At 41.0% G+C, this 18,600-nt stretch carries 21 protein-coding genes; 17 read left to right on the forward strand and 4 right to left on the reverse strand.

What is annotated here, in order from left to right; genetic code table 11:
- Nucleotides 1-55: 55 nt before the first annotated feature.
- A complete protein-coding gene (locus AM500_RS11345) occupies nt 56-1,474 on the reverse strand; it encodes a glycoside hydrolase family 18 protein (RefSeq protein WP_053599301.1) in 1,419 nt (472 codons plus the stop codon).
- Nucleotides 1,475-1,604: 130 nt separating this feature from the next.
- On the opposite strand from AM500_RS11345, the gene AM500_RS11350 reads away from it, so the two are divergent.
- The 3 genes from AM500_RS11350 to AM500_RS11355 all read left to right on the forward strand — a co-directional run bounded on the left by AM500_RS11350 (nt 1,605) and on the right by AM500_RS11355 (nt 3,557).
- Entirely contained in the window at nt 1,605-2,003 is a 399-nt protein-coding gene (locus AM500_RS11350; protein ID WP_053599302.1) for a hypothetical protein, read from the forward strand.
- Nucleotides 2,004-2,015: 12 nt separating this feature from the next.
- On the forward strand, nt 2,016-2,171 hold the full coding sequence (locus AM500_RS25455) for a hypothetical protein (RefSeq protein WP_156319792.1): 156 nt from the start codon (nt 2,016-2,018) through the stop codon (nt 2,169-2,171).
- A gap of 534 nt (nt 2,172-2,705) precedes the next feature.
- On the forward strand, nt 2,706-3,557 hold the full coding sequence (locus AM500_RS11355) for a redoxin domain-containing protein (RefSeq protein ID WP_053601704.1): 852 nt from the start codon (nt 2,706-2,708) through the stop codon (nt 3,555-3,557).
- 132 nt (nt 3,558-3,689) lie between these two features.
- Here AM500_RS11355 and AM500_RS11360 read toward each other — a convergent pair whose 3' ends face one another.
- A complete protein-coding gene (locus AM500_RS11360; protein WP_053599303.1) occupies nt 3,690-3,908 on the reverse strand; it encodes a hypothetical protein in 219 nt (72 codons plus the stop codon).
- A gap of 227 nt (nt 3,909-4,135) precedes the next feature.
- Between AM500_RS11360 and AM500_RS25460 the strand changes: the two genes are divergently transcribed.
- The 10 genes from AM500_RS25460 to AM500_RS11400 all read left to right on the forward strand — a co-directional run bounded on the left by AM500_RS25460 (nt 4,136) and on the right by AM500_RS11400 (nt 12,232).
- The gene (locus AM500_RS25460; protein WP_156319793.1) at nt 4,136-4,276 is read left to right on the forward strand and encodes a hypothetical protein; all 141 of its coding nucleotides are present in this window, start codon (nt 4,136-4,138) and stop codon (nt 4,274-4,276) included.
- A 17-nt stretch (nt 4,277-4,293) separates the two neighbouring features.
- Nucleotides 4,294-4,416, forward strand: coding sequence for a hypothetical protein (locus tag AM500_RS26250; protein ID WP_269432590.1), 123 nt, complete (start codon nt 4,294-4,296; stop codon nt 4,414-4,416).
- A 21-nt stretch (nt 4,417-4,437) separates the two neighbouring features.
- Complete coding sequence (locus AM500_RS11365; RefSeq protein WP_043930682.1) at nt 4,438-4,629, forward strand: YbxH family protein; 192 nt, start codon at nt 4,438-4,440, stop codon at nt 4,627-4,629.
- A 120-nt stretch (nt 4,630-4,749) separates the two neighbouring features.
- Complete coding sequence (locus AM500_RS11370) at nt 4,750-6,084, forward strand: MATE family efflux transporter (RefSeq protein WP_053599304.1); 1,335 nt, start codon at nt 4,750-4,752, stop codon at nt 6,082-6,084.
- Between the two features lie 141 nt (nt 6,085-6,225).
- Complete coding sequence (locus tag AM500_RS11375; RefSeq protein ID WP_053599305.1) at nt 6,226-6,591, forward strand: hypothetical protein; 366 nt, start codon at nt 6,226-6,228, stop codon at nt 6,589-6,591.
- Nucleotides 6,592-6,655: 64 nt separating this feature from the next.
- Nucleotides 6,656-8,011, forward strand: a complete 1,356-nt coding sequence (locus AM500_RS11380) for an amino acid permease (RefSeq protein ID WP_053599306.1) — start codon at nt 6,656-6,658, stop codon at nt 8,009-8,011.
- A 190-nt stretch (nt 8,012-8,201) separates the two neighbouring features.
- Nucleotides 8,202-9,497 carry a homoserine dehydrogenase gene (locus AM500_RS11385; RefSeq protein WP_053599307.1) on the forward strand — a complete coding sequence of 432 codons (1,296 nt, stop codon included), beginning with the start codon at nt 8,202-8,204 and terminating at the stop codon, nt 9,495-9,497.
- Entirely contained in the window at nt 9,494-10,555 is a 1,062-nt protein-coding gene (thrC, locus tag AM500_RS11390; protein WP_053599308.1) for a threonine synthase, read from the forward strand. The genes AM500_RS11385 and thrC overlap by 4 nt, the downstream gene beginning before the upstream one ends.
- On the forward strand, nt 10,552-11,460 hold the full coding sequence (gene thrB, locus AM500_RS11395; protein WP_053599309.1) for a homoserine kinase: 909 nt from the start codon (nt 10,552-10,554) through the stop codon (nt 11,458-11,460). The genes thrC and thrB overlap by 4 nt, the downstream gene beginning before the upstream one ends.
- 133 nt (nt 11,461-11,593) lie before the next feature.
- On the forward strand, nt 11,594-12,232 hold the full coding sequence (locus AM500_RS11400) for a hypothetical protein (RefSeq protein ID WP_053599310.1): 639 nt from the start codon (nt 11,594-11,596) through the stop codon (nt 12,230-12,232).
- A gap of 114 nt (nt 12,233-12,346) precedes the next feature.
- Here AM500_RS11400 and gndA read toward each other — a convergent pair whose 3' ends face one another.
- Nucleotides 12,347-13,756, reverse strand: a complete 1,410-nt coding sequence (gene gndA / locus AM500_RS11405) for an NADP-dependent phosphogluconate dehydrogenase (RefSeq protein WP_053599311.1) — start codon at nt 13,754-13,756, stop codon at nt 12,347-12,349.
- Between the two features lie 244 nt (nt 13,757-14,000).
- Here gndA and AM500_RS11410 point away from each other — a divergent pair, with 244 nt between their 5' ends.
- From AM500_RS11410 to AM500_RS11425, 4 genes are all read left to right on the forward strand, one after another.
- Nucleotides 14,001-14,942 carry a ring-cleaving dioxygenase gene (locus AM500_RS11410; RefSeq protein ID WP_053599312.1) on the forward strand — a complete coding sequence of 314 codons (942 nt, stop codon included), beginning with the start codon at nt 14,001-14,003 and terminating at the stop codon, nt 14,940-14,942.
- Between the two features lie 16 nt (nt 14,943-14,958).
- A complete protein-coding gene (locus tag AM500_RS11415) occupies nt 14,959-15,567 on the forward strand; it encodes a flavin reductase family protein (RefSeq protein ID WP_053599313.1) in 609 nt (202 codons plus the stop codon).
- Between the two features lie 257 nt (nt 15,568-15,824).
- Complete coding sequence (locus AM500_RS11420) at nt 15,825-16,196, forward strand: hypothetical protein (RefSeq protein ID WP_053599314.1); 372 nt, start codon at nt 15,825-15,827, stop codon at nt 16,194-16,196.
- A gap of 48 nt (nt 16,197-16,244) precedes the next feature.
- Nucleotides 16,245-17,318: an LAGLIDADG family homing endonuclease gene (locus AM500_RS11425; RefSeq protein ID WP_053599315.1), complete on the forward strand. Its 1,074-nt coding sequence runs from the start codon at nt 16,245-16,247 to the stop codon at nt 17,316-17,318.
- Nucleotides 17,319-17,974: 656 nt separating this feature from the next.
- Here the strand turns inward: AM500_RS11425 and AM500_RS11430 are convergent.
- Complete coding sequence (locus tag AM500_RS11430; protein ID WP_156319794.1) at nt 17,975-18,451, reverse strand: staygreen family protein; 477 nt, start codon at nt 18,449-18,451, stop codon at nt 17,975-17,977.
- Nucleotides 18,452-18,600: the final 149 nt, after the last annotated feature.

Genomic DNA, 18,600 nt, shown 5'->3' on the forward strand with positions numbered 1-18,600 from the left:
CGCGAAATTTAAAGTTTACTTTACAATGAAAAAAGCCAGTATTCATCTACTGGCCTTATCTCAGTTTTCGTATTGTAAAGTTATCTTGGAGCAGCAGCCAGTTCTGGGGATATGGATATCCAAGTACCCAATAACTGATCCCGCGTAAATTGTATTCCTTAACAAGATCAAATTTCGCCTGCGCGCTTCTAGCATCCTCGAACCAGACCACATGCTGGCGCCCCTGCTCATCTTTGTAATAAAAATAAGGGGAAGCTGCTGTCTGGTCATATTGTATGGCTGCGCCGTAGCGAATCGCCCTATTAACCGCTTCCTGCGGGCTGTATGTTTCCGCTTCCTGCCCCTGTTCATGTGGAAGAATCCAATCCCTTGCGTATAATTGGAATCCCATCATTATTTTATCCCTAGGCATAACCGAGACTGCGTAATCGAGTACTCTCCGGATTTCGTTCAGAGGCGAAACGGCCATTGGTGGCCCGAGCCTGTAGCCCCATTCATACGTCATCAGCACTGAAAAGTCAGCAATCCTGCCATGGGCAGGATAATCATGTGCTTCATAAAGCAGCCCCTTTTGTTCGCCGCTTATTTTTGGAGCCAATGAAGTGGAAACAAAATATCCTTCACGATGCAGCAAATCAACTGTTCGCTGCAGGAACTGATTATACAGTTCCCTGTCTGCTGGCAGGACATTTTCAAAGTCAATATTCAATCCCCGGTAGCCCTTATTTTTCATAATATCGAGAATATTTGCAAGAAGCTTCTCCCGGTTGGCGGAGCTTGCAAGGACTTCATGGGCGATATTCTCCCCGGCTTCAGTTGCTGTGAAATTAGTAATCGACATCATTGGCAGCGCACCTTCAGAAAGACCGGCCTGAATCGCATCAGTATCATCCTGCATATAAAGGACTAGTGACCCATCCGGCTGTATGACATATGCAAAAGGGGCAATATACGTCATATCCTGGGCAACTTCGCTTACAAGCTGGACGGCTTTTTCGTTCGAATGGTACGTAAAAGCGTTTGTTTCAATCACTTTCTTTTGCCGCGGAATTACAAGCACCATCCCAATCTGAATAACGTTAGGATTGGCAAGATTATTTGAACGGATAATTTGCGGCACTGTAGTTCCGTAGCCCTGGGCAATTTGCCAGAGAGTTTCCCCAACCCTTACCGTATGACGGATTGGCGGTATTCTTAAAACCATCCCAGGGTAAAGTACGTTGGGATCCGCAATGGCATTTGCTTGAATAATTGCATTGATGCTAACTCCATAGCGCTGGGAAATCGACCAAAGTGCCTCTCCGCGCCGGACGGTATGAAGCACGTCCGGTATAGGTATAATAAGCGCCTGGCCGACTGCAAGCCGAGAAGGATCTTCAAGGCCGTTTGTTTCGGCGATGCTTTGTATAGATGTTTGATAACGGCGAGCTATCTGCCATAACGCCTCACCACGCTCGACAACATGGATAATCATCGGGTACCCCCTCATTAAAAGACCTACAAATAGGATATGAGCCTAGTTTGGATAGTGTGAGCGATGTATTCCTGCCTTTACATTCATAGAAAGCGACTCAAAAGGAAAATCTATGAATGAGGTGATGTCAATGCCCAGGGAGAATAATAGTAAAATCCACTCTGCGCTGAGTGATGAGTTGGCTAGAGAAATTGAAAGGCTGATTGATGGATTAAAGGTTACAAAGAACTTCCGGTCTGCGACAGCTGAAGAATGGTATATATTCCTTCCAGGTTATAGGGATGTTCAAACTGGCGGGGCGGCGGGGAAAGCGATTATTCATTATAACCTTTATGGAAACCGCGATGTTTTCATTAATACAACTATTATTTTTGATGACCCCCGACTATATGATCCATCGCAGCATCAGCTTGTATATGCAGTTGCAGATGAACTTGTAAACAGGCTTGTCGGGTATGCTGATACGTTATTGTCAGTTCATGCCGGTGAAAATTCGTATCATGCGGAGTATGTAAGTCAAAAAGTGTGAGGGAGTGCTCTTATGGATAAGAAAGAAGAACAAGTTGAACAGAATGAAATGAATTCGGATAATAAGAGGGATTTGTATGGGCTTAAAAAAGACGAAAGCCTGTTGTCCGTCCAGTTTGCTACAAATGAAAACAAGTATTTAACCGACACGGATGAGGGCTTATCTTAAGGTTACTTAAGTAATAATAGGAAAATGAAATTGCATGATATTGATAATTAGAAGAGTATTTGATGAATAGTGGGAAGTTTGGGCAGCGGCTATCGCTGCCTTTAGTGCAAAATTAAAACTTTATATTACTTGTACAAGTACATGGACCTGATTATATAAAGGTGCCTATAGCTGCTGAGATGATTTGATTGACAATATACCCCTATAGGTATATTATTTAGATAATCAATGTTAACCTTTTCCAAGGGGTATGTAGATTATAAGTCAATTAAAATCAGGGGGTTATAAGATGTCCGCTGAAGAAAAACAAGTGAAGGATTGTGCCGCAACTGGTAATTGAAGTATCAACCAAACAAAGGTTTCTGAACATGGAAAACAGGTGAAACAACCGTTTCCAATATGACCAGGAATGTTTGTATGGCTCCTGGCAGGAGTCATTTACATGATTTATAGTACCTTTAGTTGATTTTAAACTTTATTAAGAGAAGGGGGGAGCCAGCAATAGAGGTTATCCAAATTGGTTCTTTTACCTTTATGACGAAATGGGTTGTTCTAGGTATTTCCATTATACTCGGTCTAATTTTACTGAAGCTATGGCTGCTGCGTACCCAAAAAAACGAAACTGGAAAACGATTATTTGATTTGGCGTTTAACAGTGTATTTTTAGGTCTTCTGATTTGGAAAGGCAGTTTGCTGCTGTTTGAGCCGAAATTAATAATTGAGAGTCCAATGTCGTTATTGTATTTCCACGGAGGAACAAAGGGAATCATTTTCGGAACGTTAGGTGCGTTCATTTATTACTTGTTCAAAGCCAGGAAACTAAAATTACCTAACCGTATGATTTTGCAGTCAACACTTGTATTTGCCATTGCAGCTATGAGTGGGTCTTTTTTATTGAATTTCATTTTAAATGACGATACAACGGACGTACAAACAGCTTCAACCAAAACAGAAGTAGGGCTGCGGGAAGGAAATATAGCACCTGATTTTCAGATAAAAACCTTAGATGGTGCTGACGTTAAACTGTCTGAGTTGCGAGGTAAAAAGATTATCGTGAATTTCTGGGCAACCTGGTGTCCTCCATGTAAAGCTGAAATACCCCATATGCAGGATTTTTATGACTCAGTAGATAAAACCAAAGTAGAGATTCTCGCGATTAACTTGACCACAACAGAGAAAAATACGGGAAGTGTAAAGGAATTCGTAACAGATAAAAACGTAACTTTTCCTGTTTTACTCGACGAGGATGGAGACATAAGCGACCAATATCAAGCGATAACAATTCCAACCAGTTATCTGATAGATACAAAAGGAATTGTCCGAAAGAAAATAGTCGGGCCGATGGATAAAGATATGATGAATCAATTAATTAAAAGTATTAATTGATAAAATTTTATGAGTATAGGTTAGTTAGAGCATTATAACTTATTTATATCCGAAATTATAGCTGCCACTGGAAACTTCAGTGGCGGCTTTTAATATAAAACAAACCAAAAAACCCTGCCTTGCAGGGTTTCATTAGCTGGGATCCGCTTCATCCAGGGAAACAATCGTTACGTTGGTTGTATTTCCTTCTTTAATGTCCTGTTGGGATGCCTCGATTCCAAGGCCTTTATTATCTTCCATGCCAGGGGCAATGGTAGCCTCATTACGTCTGCCTTTTTCTTTCATCAAAATAAACACCTCGCCATAATATTCTTCAGAAACAGTATCTGCCTCTGGCTCATTTTTATCCATTATCCCTTGGGAGATACTGCTAACTAATTTCCTTATATTAATGAAAATTTGAGAGACCCTAGAAGTAAATCCGTATTGAGGTGAAAATAATGGCGGACAAAAGGAATAAAAGGAAACAAGTGACGAAAAAACGTCAAGAGAATCAAGTTATGATTAAAGGAAAAGGCGACGCCAATCTTTCTCCTGATGCTGGTAAGCCGTTAATTTAATTTAAAGGAGGAACCACAATGAAAACAAAGGACGATTTTTCAAAAGGGGCAAAAATTACAGATGATGCACACCAATTTGGGCCGCCAAATGGAGGAAGTGTAAATCATCACTCCCCGCAAACCAAAAAGAATGGAGTTCGTGGAAATACTAAAAAGTAACGGAGATGCATGGGAAAATGACGAATAAAAAAAGATCTTCGCAAACCGGGCCGGCACCAATTGAACAAAGTACAACAGGTTATGGATTTGCTCCGGCAGATAAAAAAGACAAAAGTAAAAATAAAAATACAAAGTTGTAACACACAGGAGTGGATGCTTGAATGGGAGCAATTGACAGGAATGGCTACCGCTTTGAACCCGAATTTAGTGTTATAAGCCAAGATGGCGCGATTCATGTTTATAAAAATGGCGAGTTTCTCGAAGAAATCAAATTCTCGTTTGATGGCAAATACCCCGTCCTCAACGATATCGAGCGCATTGTCGATGACTATTGTGATAAGAAAGGGATATAATAATCCCCGTTACTAATACCTTTCCAATCGGAGAGGTTTTTTCTTTGGTTTAAAACCGGTGGTTAGGTAACATGAAAGAGGGAAGAGGTTAATGTACATTTTGAGAAACAGGTGAGACAGTTGGTACAACAGGATTTCACAAAAGGGAATATTTATAGCCAGCTAATACGTTTTTCGACTCCTATCATGGTTACGAATATTCTTCAAGTATCTTATCAGTTCATTGACAGTCTGTGGGTAGGGAATCTGCTTGGTGCAAATGCGCTTGGGGCAATCGCTGTCGCAGGTACAGTCATCTTTACTGTATTATCCTTTATTATCGGGATAAACAATGCGTCTTTGACGATTCTTTCACAGCAAAAGGGAATGGAAAGCAATGATGGGTTGAAAAGATACTTAAATGCATTTACGGTGCTGCAGATATTGTTATCAATCATTCTTGGTATAGGCGGGTACTTTTTGGCGGAGCCGATTTTAATCATGCTGGACACACCGGCTGAAATGGTTCCGGAAGCGGCAGTGTACCTCAAAATCAACTTTCTCTGGATTGGATTCGTTGTCGGATACAATTTTATCAGTACGATTTTGCGTTCATTGGGCGATAGCAGGACACCCCTCTATATTGTGATGGTTTCGGTTGCCTTGAATGCTCTCCTCGACCCTCTTTTTATTGAAGGTTTGGATTTGGGGATGGCAGGTGCCGCTTATGCCACAATATTATCGCAGGGGTTGGCTTTCCTTGGAGGGCTGGCGTATATACTAATAAAGGGACTTGCTCCGTTTTCAGTACCATTCTTGCCAGATCGAAAAGAAGTGAGCGTGATTCTGAAATTGGGTATCCCAGCAGGGCTTCAGATGGTGGTTATTTCTGCTGGGGTAATGGCTATTATGAGTGTCGTTAATTCATTGGGCGCCGCCGCGACAGCAGGTTTTGGCGCCGCACAAAGGCTAGACAGCATCATTATGATACCCGCACAGGCACTAGGGACAGCGGTAAACAGCATGGCTGGACAGAATATTGGAGCCGGCAGGTGGGACAGGGTTCAAAAAATCGCTTTATACGGAACTTTATATAATCTCGCTGTCATGTTCCTAATTGCAGGCGCTACATTTCTTTTTGCGAGAAAAGGAATTCAGCTATTTATTAATAATCGTGAAGCCGTTGATTTCGGTACATTGTATCTTAAATTAATTGCATTTACTTATCCGTTTCTCGGCATTAACTTTATTTTAAATGGAGTCGTTCGTGGTGCTGGTGCGATGATGCAGGTCCTTGTTTTAAATATCATCTCTTTCTGGGTACTCAGGTACCCGCTAACCGCCTTGTTTACAGCTAATTTTGGCGAAAAAGGCGTAGCACTTGGAATGGGAACAAGCTTTGCAATTAGCAGTGTCATTGCCTTCCTATATTTTAAGTACGGAAAATGGCGGAAAAAGGAGCTCTTTAGCGACTAGAAAGTATACAGGCCTTGAAGGCCTCTTTTTTTTGCATTTTTTTCTTCCGGCTTTGGCTGAATTGGAAACCCTAAAAATGGGGAAGGTAATGTGGAATCATTGCAAGATTCCATTTACCCATTACATTCACAGGAGGCCGCCATGACTGTATATGTTTATCAAACTTTTGAAATAAAGCAGGAAAAGTTTACAGAAGCGTTTAAGACCCTGGAAGAGATCGTCAACTATCGCAATGAGCATTATTCCCACCATATCGAGCTATTGTCGCCGATAACAGGGCCAGATTATGAATATGTGCTTTTATCCAAATATGAAGGCCTGGCTGAGATGGAACTCCAGAATAAGAAAATGTTCGATGATGAGGAGTATAAAAAGATATTTTCTCCTTTCTTCCTGGAAGATGTTGCCCAGGGGACCATGGCGACATTTATGTACCGTACAGTACAGCATGTCCCAAAACCGGTTTCACAGGATGGCAATGACAAGGAAGATAAAGAAAAAGAATAAAACTATCCTAACCATTAAACATGACTGCGCCTAAAGAAAACATAAACCTATAGGAGGCTGAGCCATGGATTTTTATGTCCCCACGGACAAACAAGGGAAAAAGAGCAGTGGATCAAGCAGTGGGAATCTAAAATGGTGGCAATTGTCGATGATAGGAGTTGGGTGCACAATTGGCACCGGATTTTTTCTTGGTTCGGCAATCGGAATAAAAACAACAGGACCTTCAATTGTTATTTCGTTCATTCTTGCTGCTTTCGGCACGTATACCGTTTATAACTTGCTGGCAAAAATGACTGCACAGGATCCCCAGGATGGTTCCTTTTGTTATTACGCGGGAAAGGCGTACGGACAATGGGCGGGCTTCAGCTGCGGCTGGAATTACTGGTGTTCAAACATACTCATCATGGGAAGCCAATTAACCGCTTTATCTATTTTGTCCCAATTTTGGTTTCCGAATATACCGCTATGGCTATTTGCAGCAGGCTATGCTATCTTGTCCATCCTCGTTGTCATCACAGGCAACAAGGGATTCGATAAGGTTGAAAACGTGCTGGCTGTCATAAAAACCGCAGCTATTGTTATGTTTATCATCCTTGCAGGCCTTGCTTTTTTCGGGGTATTTCATGCTGATGTTACGTATCCAGGGTTGCCCGGGTCTATGAAGGAGCTATTTCCTGATGGATTCACAGGATTTTGGTCATCTTTGATCTATGCTTATTATGCTTATGGAGGTATAGAAGTTATTGGGTTGATGGCAACAAGGCTAAAGAAAATGGAGGATGCTCCTAAGGCCGGAGTAATCATGCTGATACTGCTTGTGGTCATCTATGTACTCTCCCTGGGACTTGCCGTCATCATGTCAGGACATGAAGAATTCAGTGACAAGGAAAGTCCGTTTGTAACAGCATTGGAACATATTAATATGCCATTTTTCCCGCATGTTTTCAATGCGGCAATCATAATGGCCGGTTTCTCCACCATGACCGCTTCTTTGTTTGGTGTAACAACATTGCTAGTAACACTCTCAGAAAGCAAAGATGCACCCGCTATTTTTGCAAAGAAGATTAAGTGGAAAAAGGTGCCTCTGCCATCGCTCGGCCTAGCAACAGTTGGGCTTTTAGCATCTATCATAACTGCATTATTGCTGCCGGGAACGATTTATGAGTATATTACCACAGCTGCAGGCATCCTCATTTTGTTTAATTGGGCTTTTATAATCCTTTCCGGTTATAAATTGCTTGATATGAAAGCCGGAGGAAAATTTCTGGGATTCATTGGTCTGGCTTTGATCCTTGCTGCTGTTAGCGGCACGCTTCTTGAAAGCCATATACGCTTTGGATTTTTTGTAAGCATCGGATTTGTTGTCACAATCGCTTTAGCCTCCATCATAATGAAGAAGATGGTTTGGAATAAAGCATAAGTACTGGCTGATCCATACAGGGTCAGCTTTTTTTAAAAAAAATTTAAGCCCTATTTAATCGGATTGTAAGCGGTATCAAAGGAAAAACCGCCAACATGACCACTTGCATAAAAATTTCTAAGTCTCTATAATGTCTACAACGGATGGACATTTGTTTACATACAGAGGACAATTTGAGAGGTGAAGGAATATGGATAAGATTTTAGTCGGTCTATTAGGATATGGGACAGTTGGTACGGGTGTAAAAAAAATAATTGAAGACCATCAGGATAAACTGAGGCACCAAGTAGGATGCCCAGTGATAATAAACAAAATCCTGGTTAAAGATTTACAAAAGCATAGCCAGGATCCAATTGATCAGAGTTTATTTACAACGGATGCGAGTGAAATCATTCATAATCCAGAGATTGATATAGTTATAGAAGTAATGGGAGGAATGGAAGAGACAAAGGCAATGCTTCTGGATGCTCTTAACAGAAAAAAGCATGTAGTAACGGCAAATAAAGATCTAATGGCTGTTTACGGTGCAGAATTGCTGACGGCAGCCCATAAAAACAACTGCGATTTATTTTATGAAGCAAGTGTTGCAGGCGGCATTCCGATACTAAGAAGTCTTGTTGATGGCCTTGCATCCGATAGAATCACTAAAATGATGGGGATTGTTAATGGAACGACAAATTTCATTCTTACAAAAATGAGTAAGGAAGGCCTTCCATTTGATCTTGTATTAAAAGAAGCACAAGAGAAAGGCTATGCTGAATCAAATCCTGCGGCAGATGTTGAAGGATTGGATGCGGCAAGGAAAATGGTAATCCTGGCCACTCTTGGGTTTTCAATGAAAATTGACTTAGAAGATGTGAATGTTTCCGGAATCACATCCGTTACCCAGGAGGATATTAAATACGGGAAGCAGCTAGGTTATACGATGAAATTGATTGGATACGCACATAGGCAAGGAGATAAAGTCGAAGTAAGTGTTCAGCCTACCTTCATAACTGACAGTCATCCACTGGCATCTGTCCAGAACGAAAACAATGCAGTGTTTGTTTGTGGGGAAGCAGTTGGTGAAACAATGTTCTACGGTCCTGGTGCAGGAAGCTTACCGACAGCAACTTCCATTGTGTCCGACCTGGTGGAAGTAATCAAAAATCTGCGTCTGGGTGTTAATGGGCGCAGCGCTGTCATTCCCCAGTTTACAAAGAAGCTTAAAACAGATGACGAAAAGTTCTCTAAATATTTCCTTCGTCTAAAAACAAGAGATAAGGTAGGGGTATTCGCAGAAATCGCCTCGATTTTTTCAAAACACGAAGTCAGCTTCCAAAAAATCCTCCAGATGCCAACTACCCAAAAGGAAAAGGTGGATTTGGTTGTAGTAACGCATTTGGCATCGAGTAAAAGCATCTCAGATCTTAAGGATGCTTTGCTATCTGTTCCTGAAGTGGAAGAAATAAAGAGCTTTTATAGAGTGGAAGGTGTGTCTATATGATGTGGCCAGGACTATTGAAAACGTACAAGGAATATTTACCGATAAATAACGATACTCCACTTCTTACGTTACAAGAAGGAAATACACCCTTAATTCGGCTTGAAAAACTTTCCGACCAACTCGGCATCGAACTATTTGTTAAATTGGAGGGAGCAAACCCCACAGGATCTTTTAAGGACAGAGGAATGGTCATGGCCGTTGCAAAAGCACTGGAAGAGGGAAGTAAAACCATCATTTGTGCATCTACAGGCAATACCTCCGCTTCAGCAGCAGCTTACGCGGCACGAAGCAACCTTCGGTGTATTATTGTCATTCCAGACGGAAAAGTGGCTGCAGGAAAACTTGCACAGGCCATGATGTACGGTGCAGAGATTATTTCTATAAAAGGAAATTTTGATGAAGCTCTTGAAATGGTGCGCCATATTAGCGAAGTAGAACCGATTACTCTTGTGAATTCGGTCAACCCATTCCGCCTTGAAGGGCAAAAGACTGCAGCCTTTGAAATATGCGACCAGCTAGGGGATGCTCCTGACATCTTAGCAATTCCTGTCGGTAATGCCGGCAATATTAGTGCATATTGGAAAGGGTTTAACGAGTACAACAAATCAAAAGACACAAAATTGCCAAGGATGCTCGGCTTTCAAGCAGAGGGTGCAGCTCCATTGGTTAAAAATCATATTTTTCAAAATCCGGAAACAATTGCAACTGCTATTCGAATCGGAAATCCTGCAAGCAGTGAACTGGCAAAAGCTGCTGTTGCAGAATCAAATGGCGGCTTTTTCGAAGTAACCGATGAAGAAATTCTTGAGGCATATGTGAAATTGGCTAGATCTGAAGGGCTTTTTGCAGAGCCGGCGTCGTGCGCTTCATTGGCAGGCGTTATGAAAAGTGTAAAAAATGGCACGATTCCAAAAGGATCAAGGGTAGTATCAGTTCTGACTGGCAACGGTTTGAAAGATCCCGATACAGCTGTTATGGCTAGCAAGGTTAAGGAGATACCTCTTCTTAATGGCAAGGACGCTGTGGAAGATTTCATACGGGGAGCTGCCCTTAAATGAGCTTTATCATACAGGTCCCTGCTAGCACAGCCAATATTGGCCCAGGGTTTGACTCCCTGGGCCTTGCCTTAAATTTATACTTAAATGTTGAGGTTGAGTTATCTCATACCTGGGTGGTTTTGACCGACTCTGAGGAATTAACAGCCTTTCCAAAAGATGAATCCCATTTCATCGTTCAAATCGCGATTCAAACTGCTGCTAAATATGAATCAACATTGCATCCATGCAAATTGAGACTATCCAGTGACATCCCACTCGCCAGGGGCCTAGGGTCGAGTGCTGCTGCGATTGTTGCGGGAATTGAGCTCGCTGACTCAGTAGGGAAACTAAATTTATCCCATAATGAAAAGCTCATGCTTGCTACCGAGTTTGAAGGTCATCCTGATAACGTTGGTGCCTCCCTGTATGGCGGGCTTGCGATAGGCCGCCTTGAAGAAGACGAAGTTGATATGCTCCATTATAATGATATCGATTTTGAACTTGTAGCGGTAATTCCTAATGAAACGTTGTCCACAACAGTTTCGAGACAAGTTCTTCCTGAGTTTTTCTCATATAAGCAAGCAGTTCAGGCCTCATCGACTGCTAATTTGCTAATTGCCTCTTTATTGACAGGCAATTGGGATATGGCAGGAAGGATGATGGAAAAAGATATTTTTCATCAGCCATACAGAAAAGAGCTGATTCCCAACTACAGTATGTTAGAAAAGGCAGCAAAACAAGGAGGCGCTTTTGGAGTTGCTCTAAGCGGAGCGGGTCCTACTGTGTTATGCTTTACAGCCAAAGGAATGAGTAAGCAACTTGCAAATGAATTAAAGCGGGAATTGCCAGCTTATGAAATAAAACAATTACGAATTGATTTTGCCGGCAGCAGAGTATTTGGGTTGAGGACAGCGGATCAGCATTAATCATCTTCTTCCTGTTAGTCCCTTGTTATCCATCAGTATGTCCGTGAATCGGAAAATCAAAGGTCTAAAACAGGTGTGATTTTCTTGAGAATGGGTAGATTATATCTACAAGACCAGGTGGGGAGGAGATCAATTGACTATAAACACCAGGTTCCCATTTTATGACCAGATACTTGGGCTGATAACGCCTCACTTGCCAATGATTTTAAATGACTTGTCGGGCAATTATTATGAGGATGAAGTTGAATACGAGGCCGATTTTGACGAGGAATACAGTGAGGAATTTTTTGATGATGTGGACCTTGAGGATTTTGGTGAGGAAACGGATGAAGGCAATGACATTCTGAATTTCGCCATTTCCTTTGAGCGAGGCAATTTCCCAGACAACGAAGTAAACCAAACTGGAGAGCCTTGTGACTTCGAAATGATTATCAAGCCCTTTTTTACAATAAAGCCTTATATACTAATTGGGCTTCATAATGGAAAGACGCAACAGTTTTTTTCTGAAATTATTGACTTTCCCGACTATGAGCCGATTGACTTATTAGAGAAGTTTGCTGTAATGGTCCGCGGTTTATTCAAGGATGAGTCAGATTATAACAAGATATTCATTCTGTCCAGTATGTCACACCTTGCAATCAAGGAATTGATATCCTTTGATGAACCGGCTTATATCAAGGGGAAGGATGGAAATGTCCAATATGTTTCAAGCCCATACTTCGAGCTGGACAATCCTACGGTTCAGGAATATTTGATAAAACAAAAGCAATAAATATAAAAGGGGAGCTGCAAATGCAGTTCCCCTTTGTTGATGTCTAGCTCCAGGGCTGACAAAAGGCGCTTGCGCTTTTGTTTACGCTAATCTAGGCGCGTGGAGCTTTTGTTTTTATTTCGTCCATTCAGTATGGAAGATGCCGTCCTTGTCGATTCGTTCATACGTATGAGCACCGAAATAGTCACGCTGTGCCTGAAGCAGGTTGGCAGGAAGTGATTCAGTACGGTAGCTGTCATAGTATGCAAGACCAGATGCGAAGCAAGGCACTGGGATACCATTCACAACTGCGGTTGCAATTGTTTCCCTAAGCGCACCCTGGTAGCCTTCAACGATTTCCTTAAAGTAAGGATCAAGCAGGAGGTTTTTCAAGCCTGGGTCGCGGTCATAGGCATCCTTGATTTTTTGAAGGAATTGCGCGCGGATGATACAGCCGCCGCGGAAAATCATCGCGATGTCCCCATAGCGGAGATCCCAGCCATATTCTTCGGATGCAGCCCTCATCTGGGCAAATCCCTGTGCATAGGAACAGATTTTGCTCATATAAAGAGCTTTACGCACAGATTCGATAAATGCTTCACGGTCGCCTGTGAAAGGCTTCGCTTCAGGGCCGCTAAGGATTTTGCTTGCCGCCACCCGTTCAGACTTCATTGCGGAAATAAAGCGTGCGAAAACTGATTCAGTAATAAGAGGCAGTGGCACACCTAGGTCAAGCGCGCTCTGGCTTGTCCATTTTCCAGTACCTTTTTGCCCGGCGGTATCAAGAATCAAGTCGACAAGAGGCTTGCCAGTTTCTTCGTCGATTTTAGTAAAGATATCTGCAGTAATTTCAATCAGGTAGCTGTCAAGCTCACCTTTGTTCCATTCAGAGAAGACCTGGTGAAATTCCTGAGCGCTAAGTCCTAGTACATTCTTCAGCAGGAAATATGCTTCGCAAATCAGCTGCATATCACCGTATTCAATGCCATTGTGTACCATCTTGACATAATGGCCGGCACCATCCGGGCCAATATAGGTCGTACAAGGCTCGCCATTTACTTTGGCGGATATGTCCTTGAAAATTGGAGCAACGAGCTCGTATGCTTCTTTTTGGCCGCCAGGCATGATTGAAGGGCCTTTTAATGCGCCTTCCTCACCACCAGAAACGCCAGTTCCGATAAAATGGAATCCAAGTTCGCTGAGTTCTTTGTTGCGTCTTTGTGTATCAGCAAAGAAGGTGTTCCCGCCATCAATAATAATATCACCCTTATCAAGGAGAGGCTTCAATTGGTCAATTGTTGCGTCAGTAGGTCCGCCAGCCTTGACCATCAGCATGATTTTACGTGGGGTTTCAAGGGAATTGACGAATTCTTCAAGCGAATAGGCAGGAAAGATATTTTTGCCTTCCGATTCCTTAACCATTTCCTCTGTTTTTGAAGAGGAACGGTTATACACGGCAACGCTATAACCTTTGCTTTCCATATTCCAGGCAAGATTCTTGCCCATAACTGCCAGGCCGATTACGCCGATTTGATGCTTACTCATGTTTGTATACTTCCTTTCCAACCATAATACTTGAGCATTCTTTTAATAAGAAGGCACGCTATTCATATAGTATACCAAAATTTACAGTCTTGTAATCCATTTGCACTCGGGAGAGTATCAGCATGTGTTTTAGAAAAAAATAACTATGGCTAAATTGATTGACTAAAAAACATTCTAACTGTAAAATAATCTTTAAATCGAGATATTTTAATTAAAATGAATTTAAATTAGGAGTGGAACAGAGATGAAAAGAACTGCAGGTATTCATCACATAACTGCGATAGTGGGACATCCCCAGGAGAATGTTGATTTTTACGCAGGTGTACTGGGGCTGAGGCTTGTAAAACAAACGGTAAACTTTGACGATCCGGGTACGTATCATTTTTATTTCGGCAACGAGGGCGGGAACCCTGGGACTATAATTACGTTCTTCCCATGGGCCGGAGCATATTCTGGCAGGATTGGCGATGGACAAGTAGGGATCACTTCCTATGCTGTTCCTAAAGGTTCATTTCCATTTTGGGAAGAAAGGCTTCAGCGTTTTGCTATCTCTTTTACAAAAGAAAAGAGGTTTGGCGAAGAGTACCTAACTTTTGATGACCCGCATGGCCTTCACCTTGAGCTTGTGGAAAGGGAGGAAGGGGAGTTAAACAATTGGTCCTTTAGCGGCGTAACGCCAGATGTAGCGATTAAAGGGTTTGGCGGTGCTGTTTTATTTACTTCCCAACCTGATAAAACGAAAGAATTAGTTGAAAAGGTAATGGGCCTTGACTATGTTGGAACCGAAGGAGATTTTGCCCGCTATAAATCGTCTTTAGATATAGGAAATATAATTGATATTAAGCTTACTCCCGGTGTCCGAGGTGTCATGGGTGTCGGAACAGTGCACCATATCGCATGGCGGGCAGCAGATGATGAAGATCAGCAGGACTGGCAAAAGTATGTACAGTCGAATGGGTATCGTGTAACACCAGTTCAGGATAGGAATTATTTCAATGCAATTTACTTCCGTGAGCATGGGGAAATTCTTTTTGAAATTGCAACAGACCCACCAGGCTTTGCACATGATGAATCTCACGAGACAATGGGAACGAAATTGATGCTTCCGGAGCGTTACGAGTCGATTCGAGGCAAAATTGAACAAGGGTTGCTGCCTTTTGAGGTCCGTGAATTGAATAAACTTTAAGAGGAGGAGTAAGCGGATGATTTCTATTGATCCAGCCTCGAACACGGAGAGGGAAAATTATAAATTTATGATTGGCAGCATCGTACCGCGGCCAATTGCGTTCGTTACGACACAATCAAAGGATGGGGTTGTGAACGGTGCGCCGTTCAGCTATTTTAATATCGTCACATCCAATCCGCCGATGATTTCGCTTTCGATTCAGCGGAACGGCAGCAGGATAAAGGATACGGCAAGGAATATTATTGAGAATAAGGAATTTGTGGTGCATATCGTTGATGAAGACAATGTTGCCAAAATCAATGAAACGGCTGCAAGCCTTCCGCCAGACGAGAGCGAGGTGGAATTGGCTGGTCTAACGTCAGTTGCCAGCATGAATGTGTCTGTTCCGGGTGTTCAGGAAGCGAAAGTTCGGATGGAATGTGTACTGGAAACTTCGTTGGAGCTTGGCGGCGGGGAGGTTCCTGGGTGCGATTTGCTTATAGGCAGGGTAGTCCAATTCCATATTGATGAAGAGATTTATGAAAAAGGCAGAATTGATCCCCGTGGACTTGCAGCGGTCAGCAGGCTGGCAGGGGCTAATTATGCGAAGATTGGTGAGATATTTCCGATTGAACGTCCTGAATAAGAAATGGAGAGACCTCCTGATTTTTAGGAGGTCTTTTTTCATTTTCGGATACCATATATGCCGGTGGTTGGATTTGAAATGCGTCAAGGACATGGTTTTGTGTTTCTTTGCAACCAAACTAAACTAGTAAAAAGCTTGGCTAATTCTTGTCCTTTTGTGTCCAAAGAATTATAATAATAATAGCGGGAGGAACAAATGTTCGCAGATGGTTGAATATGAGAAATCATCTGTATAAACCCAAGAAAGGAGTCGTTATTGTGTGGAAAAAAGTAAATGGCAGAATTGTTCAAACGACAGATGATTCAAGGGTTAAATTTAGGACAACAGTCAGCAAAGCAATTTTGGATAATTTGTCAAACCTAGCAAAAGAACATGAAACCCATGTGAATTATTTGTTAGAAACTGGTCTTGAATCTGTCTTGCAACAAGGTGTCATTCTCTATAATAAAGATAACCGGCCCAAGGACCGAATTCTTTATAAAACTACATACGATAAAGAATTATTACAACGTGTTAAACAATTTGCGAAGGATCACGAGTTATATATAAATGACGTAATTGAATATAGTGCTAGTTATATTAACTTTGAAAATGCCAAAAATGAAGCATACAGATACAGAATTGAGTAAAACTTCATTTAGAATGTAATGAATTAGAGCATGAAGGAGGGAGTGGACATGGATAAGGAAGCCAGAAACAAAAAAATTGTGGAACTTTATGAATCTGGTGAAAAAACTACTGTTATAGCAGAGAGATTTGGCCTTTCGGTTAGAGGAATCACCCTCATACTTAATAAATGCGGTGCAAAAATGCGGCCAACCGGCTATAAGAAATACAGTATGAATGAGGATTTTTTTAAAACTTGGTCAAATGAAATGGCTTGGGTACTAGGCTTTATAGTAACGGACGGATGTATTAATCAAAATCAATCCCTTACTATTGGCCAAAAGGACCCATATCCATTACAAAAAATCAAAGAACTCCTTCAATTTAATGGTAAAGTGGTGAAATACGATAATAAAAACATATATGAACTAAATATTTGTTCCAAGGAAATAATAACAGATTTATTCAATTTGGGAGTTACAAGAAGAAAATCCTTAACAATTGTTTTTCCTGAATGCCCTAAAGAGTATTTATCTCATTTTGTCCGCGGAGTGATTGATGGCGACGGGTATGTACACCCGGATGGTTACACAGTGACAGTTACTAGTGGCAGTTTGGCCTTTGCCCAAGGTTTACTGTCTGTTTTCAAGAAGTGGAATTTAAGGTCAAAAATTAATACAGTGTTTTGCAAAAGCTCGAATCCGATTTACAGAATTAATGTTACTGGAAAAGAAAGCGTGAAAAGATTATCAGACATTGTTTATAAGGACTCCAGGGAATATTGTGTATTAATAAAAAAGGAAAAAATGATGCAAATACTAAGTAAAGATAATTTGGCTCCATTAAAACGAGTTAATTTTAGAACTAATATTAGTAAGTCTATTTTAGAAAAGCTCCAGTTCAAAGCAAAAGAACATAACACTTATATTAATTATTTATTAGAAACCGGCATTAGAAAAGTAATTTCCGATAATGAAACCAATCTTGTCAAGAAAAATCAAACTGACCGTATTCAGTTTAAAACCACTTATGACCGAGAACTTTTAGATCATGCAAAGGCTTTTGCAAAGAGCCACGGTATATATTTAAATGATTTAATTGAGTATGCAGCAAACCAGATTGATATTGTGCAAAGCAGCAAGTGAAGGGGAGAGACATAGACTTAGACTTTTATAGTAATTAGTTTTTATTTCACTGCCCCCGTCGTAATATATATTATAGGAAGTTAATGAAAAAGAGAGGTTTCACATCTCATTAGCTAAGTATACTCCTGATAGTGAGACAAAATCGAAAAATCAATACAAATTATTATTTATATAAATTTTTTTTAATTTATATAGATCCATTTCACCCTGGATTATTATTTGACCTTAAACTTACACTCACGAACTTTAAGCTCGTCATTCATTCTAATCCATGGATTTCTTGCTAGTAAATTAACGCCTTTAAATTCTTGTTAAAATTATGGTTTGTAATCAAATTTAGCAATTGGCCACGAATTTCCTTTGTTATTCAACTTATTGCATTTGCTGTTGTTTAATTAATTTTCGGTTTAAATACTGGGCTATATTAAACAAATCCGTTATTTCCGTTTCAGGCGTTGAAGTTTTATCTATAAAAACATAACTATCTCTTAATTCGTTCTTAATTACAGTAATCTGGCAGATTAACTTTGTTTCTGGTTAATTGATTTATTTTAAATCACTTATTTATATATTGTTTGCATAATCTTATTATGTAAACAAATCTTTTCCTCACCCTCCCATGCCATAAAAAATAACAGCGCAATATGGGTGTGCTGTTATTTTTTATGAGTCTTTTCGGTGACGCCAAGCATATACTGCCTTGGGGTTCCATAATAGATCATTTTATTAAATTCGGGATAAACAGACTCAAATTTAATATATATAGGAGCATCCAGCAGCCATGGAAAACAGCTATAGAAAGCCTGGTCACCAAAAACGAGGGCTTTTAGGGCTGTTTCCATCTCTTTCCTGAAAATCATGAACCTTACTTTTGAATGCTGCTCGTCAAAATCCCCTTTGGTTACATGTACTTTGCCGCAAAGTGTAAATTCCCCCATAGTTTGCAGCCATTCAGCGTAAACTTCATCTTTATATTGACTATTTGTATACAGGTATTTGGGACCTATTGTTAGGAAAAGTTGTCCTGTCGAATCTGAGTGAGTTAGCGTATATTTTCTTCCTTCAAAAGGCCTAAAAGGAGTTATAGGCGCGATATAGGTAACCGCCAGTTTTGCAGGATCAAATCTGTCCAAATTCAGCATCCTCCTTTCAAAACTATACTTGTTAATACATTATGCAGCTTTTGATAAAACGTGATATTTGCCTACTCCCTCCTCCCTTCCTCAGGGACCGAAACAATAACATGAACTTTTTACCGTAACGTAATGAAGAAACCCTTTGC

The organism is Bacillus sp. FJAT-18017 (assembly GCF_001278805.1).
GTDB lineage: Bacteria > Bacillota > Bacilli > Bacillales > Cytobacillaceae > Bacillus_D.

Coding starts and splice junctions, on each gene's coding strand:
- AM500_RS11345 (WP_053599301.1), bottom strand. CDS start 1,474: ATGATTATCCATGTTGTCGAGCGTGGTGAGGCGTTATGGCAGATAGCT.
- AM500_RS11350 (WP_053599302.1), top strand. CDS start 1,605: ATGCCCAGGGAGAATAATAGTAAAATCCACTCTGCGCTGAGTGATGAG.
- AM500_RS25455 (WP_156319792.1), top strand. CDS start 2,016: ATGGATAAGAAAGAAGAACAAGTTGAACAGAATGAAATGAATTCGGAT.
- AM500_RS11355 (WP_053601704.1), top strand. CDS start 2,706: ATGACGAAATGGGTTGTTCTAGGTATTTCCATTATACTCGGTCTAATT.
- AM500_RS11360 (WP_053599303.1), bottom strand. CDS start 3,908: ATGGATAAAAATGAGCCAGAGGCAGATACTGTTTCTGAAGAATATTAT.
- AM500_RS25460 (WP_156319793.1), top strand. CDS start 4,136: ATGAAAACAAAGGACGATTTTTCAAAAGGGGCAAAAATTACAGATGAT.
- AM500_RS26250 (WP_269432590.1), top strand. CDS start 4,294: ATGACGAATAAAAAAAGATCTTCGCAAACCGGGCCGGCACCAATTGAA.
- AM500_RS11365 (WP_043930682.1), top strand. CDS start 4,438: ATGGGAGCAATTGACAGGAATGGCTACCGCTTTGAACCCGAATTTAGT.
- AM500_RS11375 (WP_053599305.1), top strand. CDS start 6,226: ATGACTGTATATGTTTATCAAACTTTTGAAATAAAGCAGGAAAAGTTT.
- AM500_RS11380 (WP_053599306.1), top strand. CDS start 6,656: ATGGATTTTTATGTCCCCACGGACAAACAAGGGAAAAAGAGCAGTGGA.
- AM500_RS11385 (WP_053599307.1), top strand. CDS start 8,202: ATGGATAAGATTTTAGTCGGTCTATTAGGATATGGGACAGTTGGTACG.
- thrC (WP_053599308.1), top strand. CDS start 9,494: ATGATGTGGCCAGGACTATTGAAAACGTACAAGGAATATTTACCGATA.
- thrB (WP_053599309.1), top strand. CDS start 10,552: ATGAGCTTTATCATACAGGTCCCTGCTAGCACAGCCAATATTGGCCCA.
- gndA (WP_053599311.1), bottom strand. CDS start 13,756: ATGAGTAAGCATCAAATCGGCGTAATCGGCCTGGCAGTTATGGGCAAG.
- AM500_RS11410 (WP_053599312.1), top strand. CDS start 14,001: ATGAAAAGAACTGCAGGTATTCATCACATAACTGCGATAGTGGGACAT.
- AM500_RS11415 (WP_053599313.1), top strand. CDS start 14,959: ATGATTTCTATTGATCCAGCCTCGAACACGGAGAGGGAAAATTATAAA.
- AM500_RS11425 (WP_053599315.1), top strand. CDS start 16,245: ATGGATAAGGAAGCCAGAAACAAAAAAATTGTGGAACTTTATGAATCT.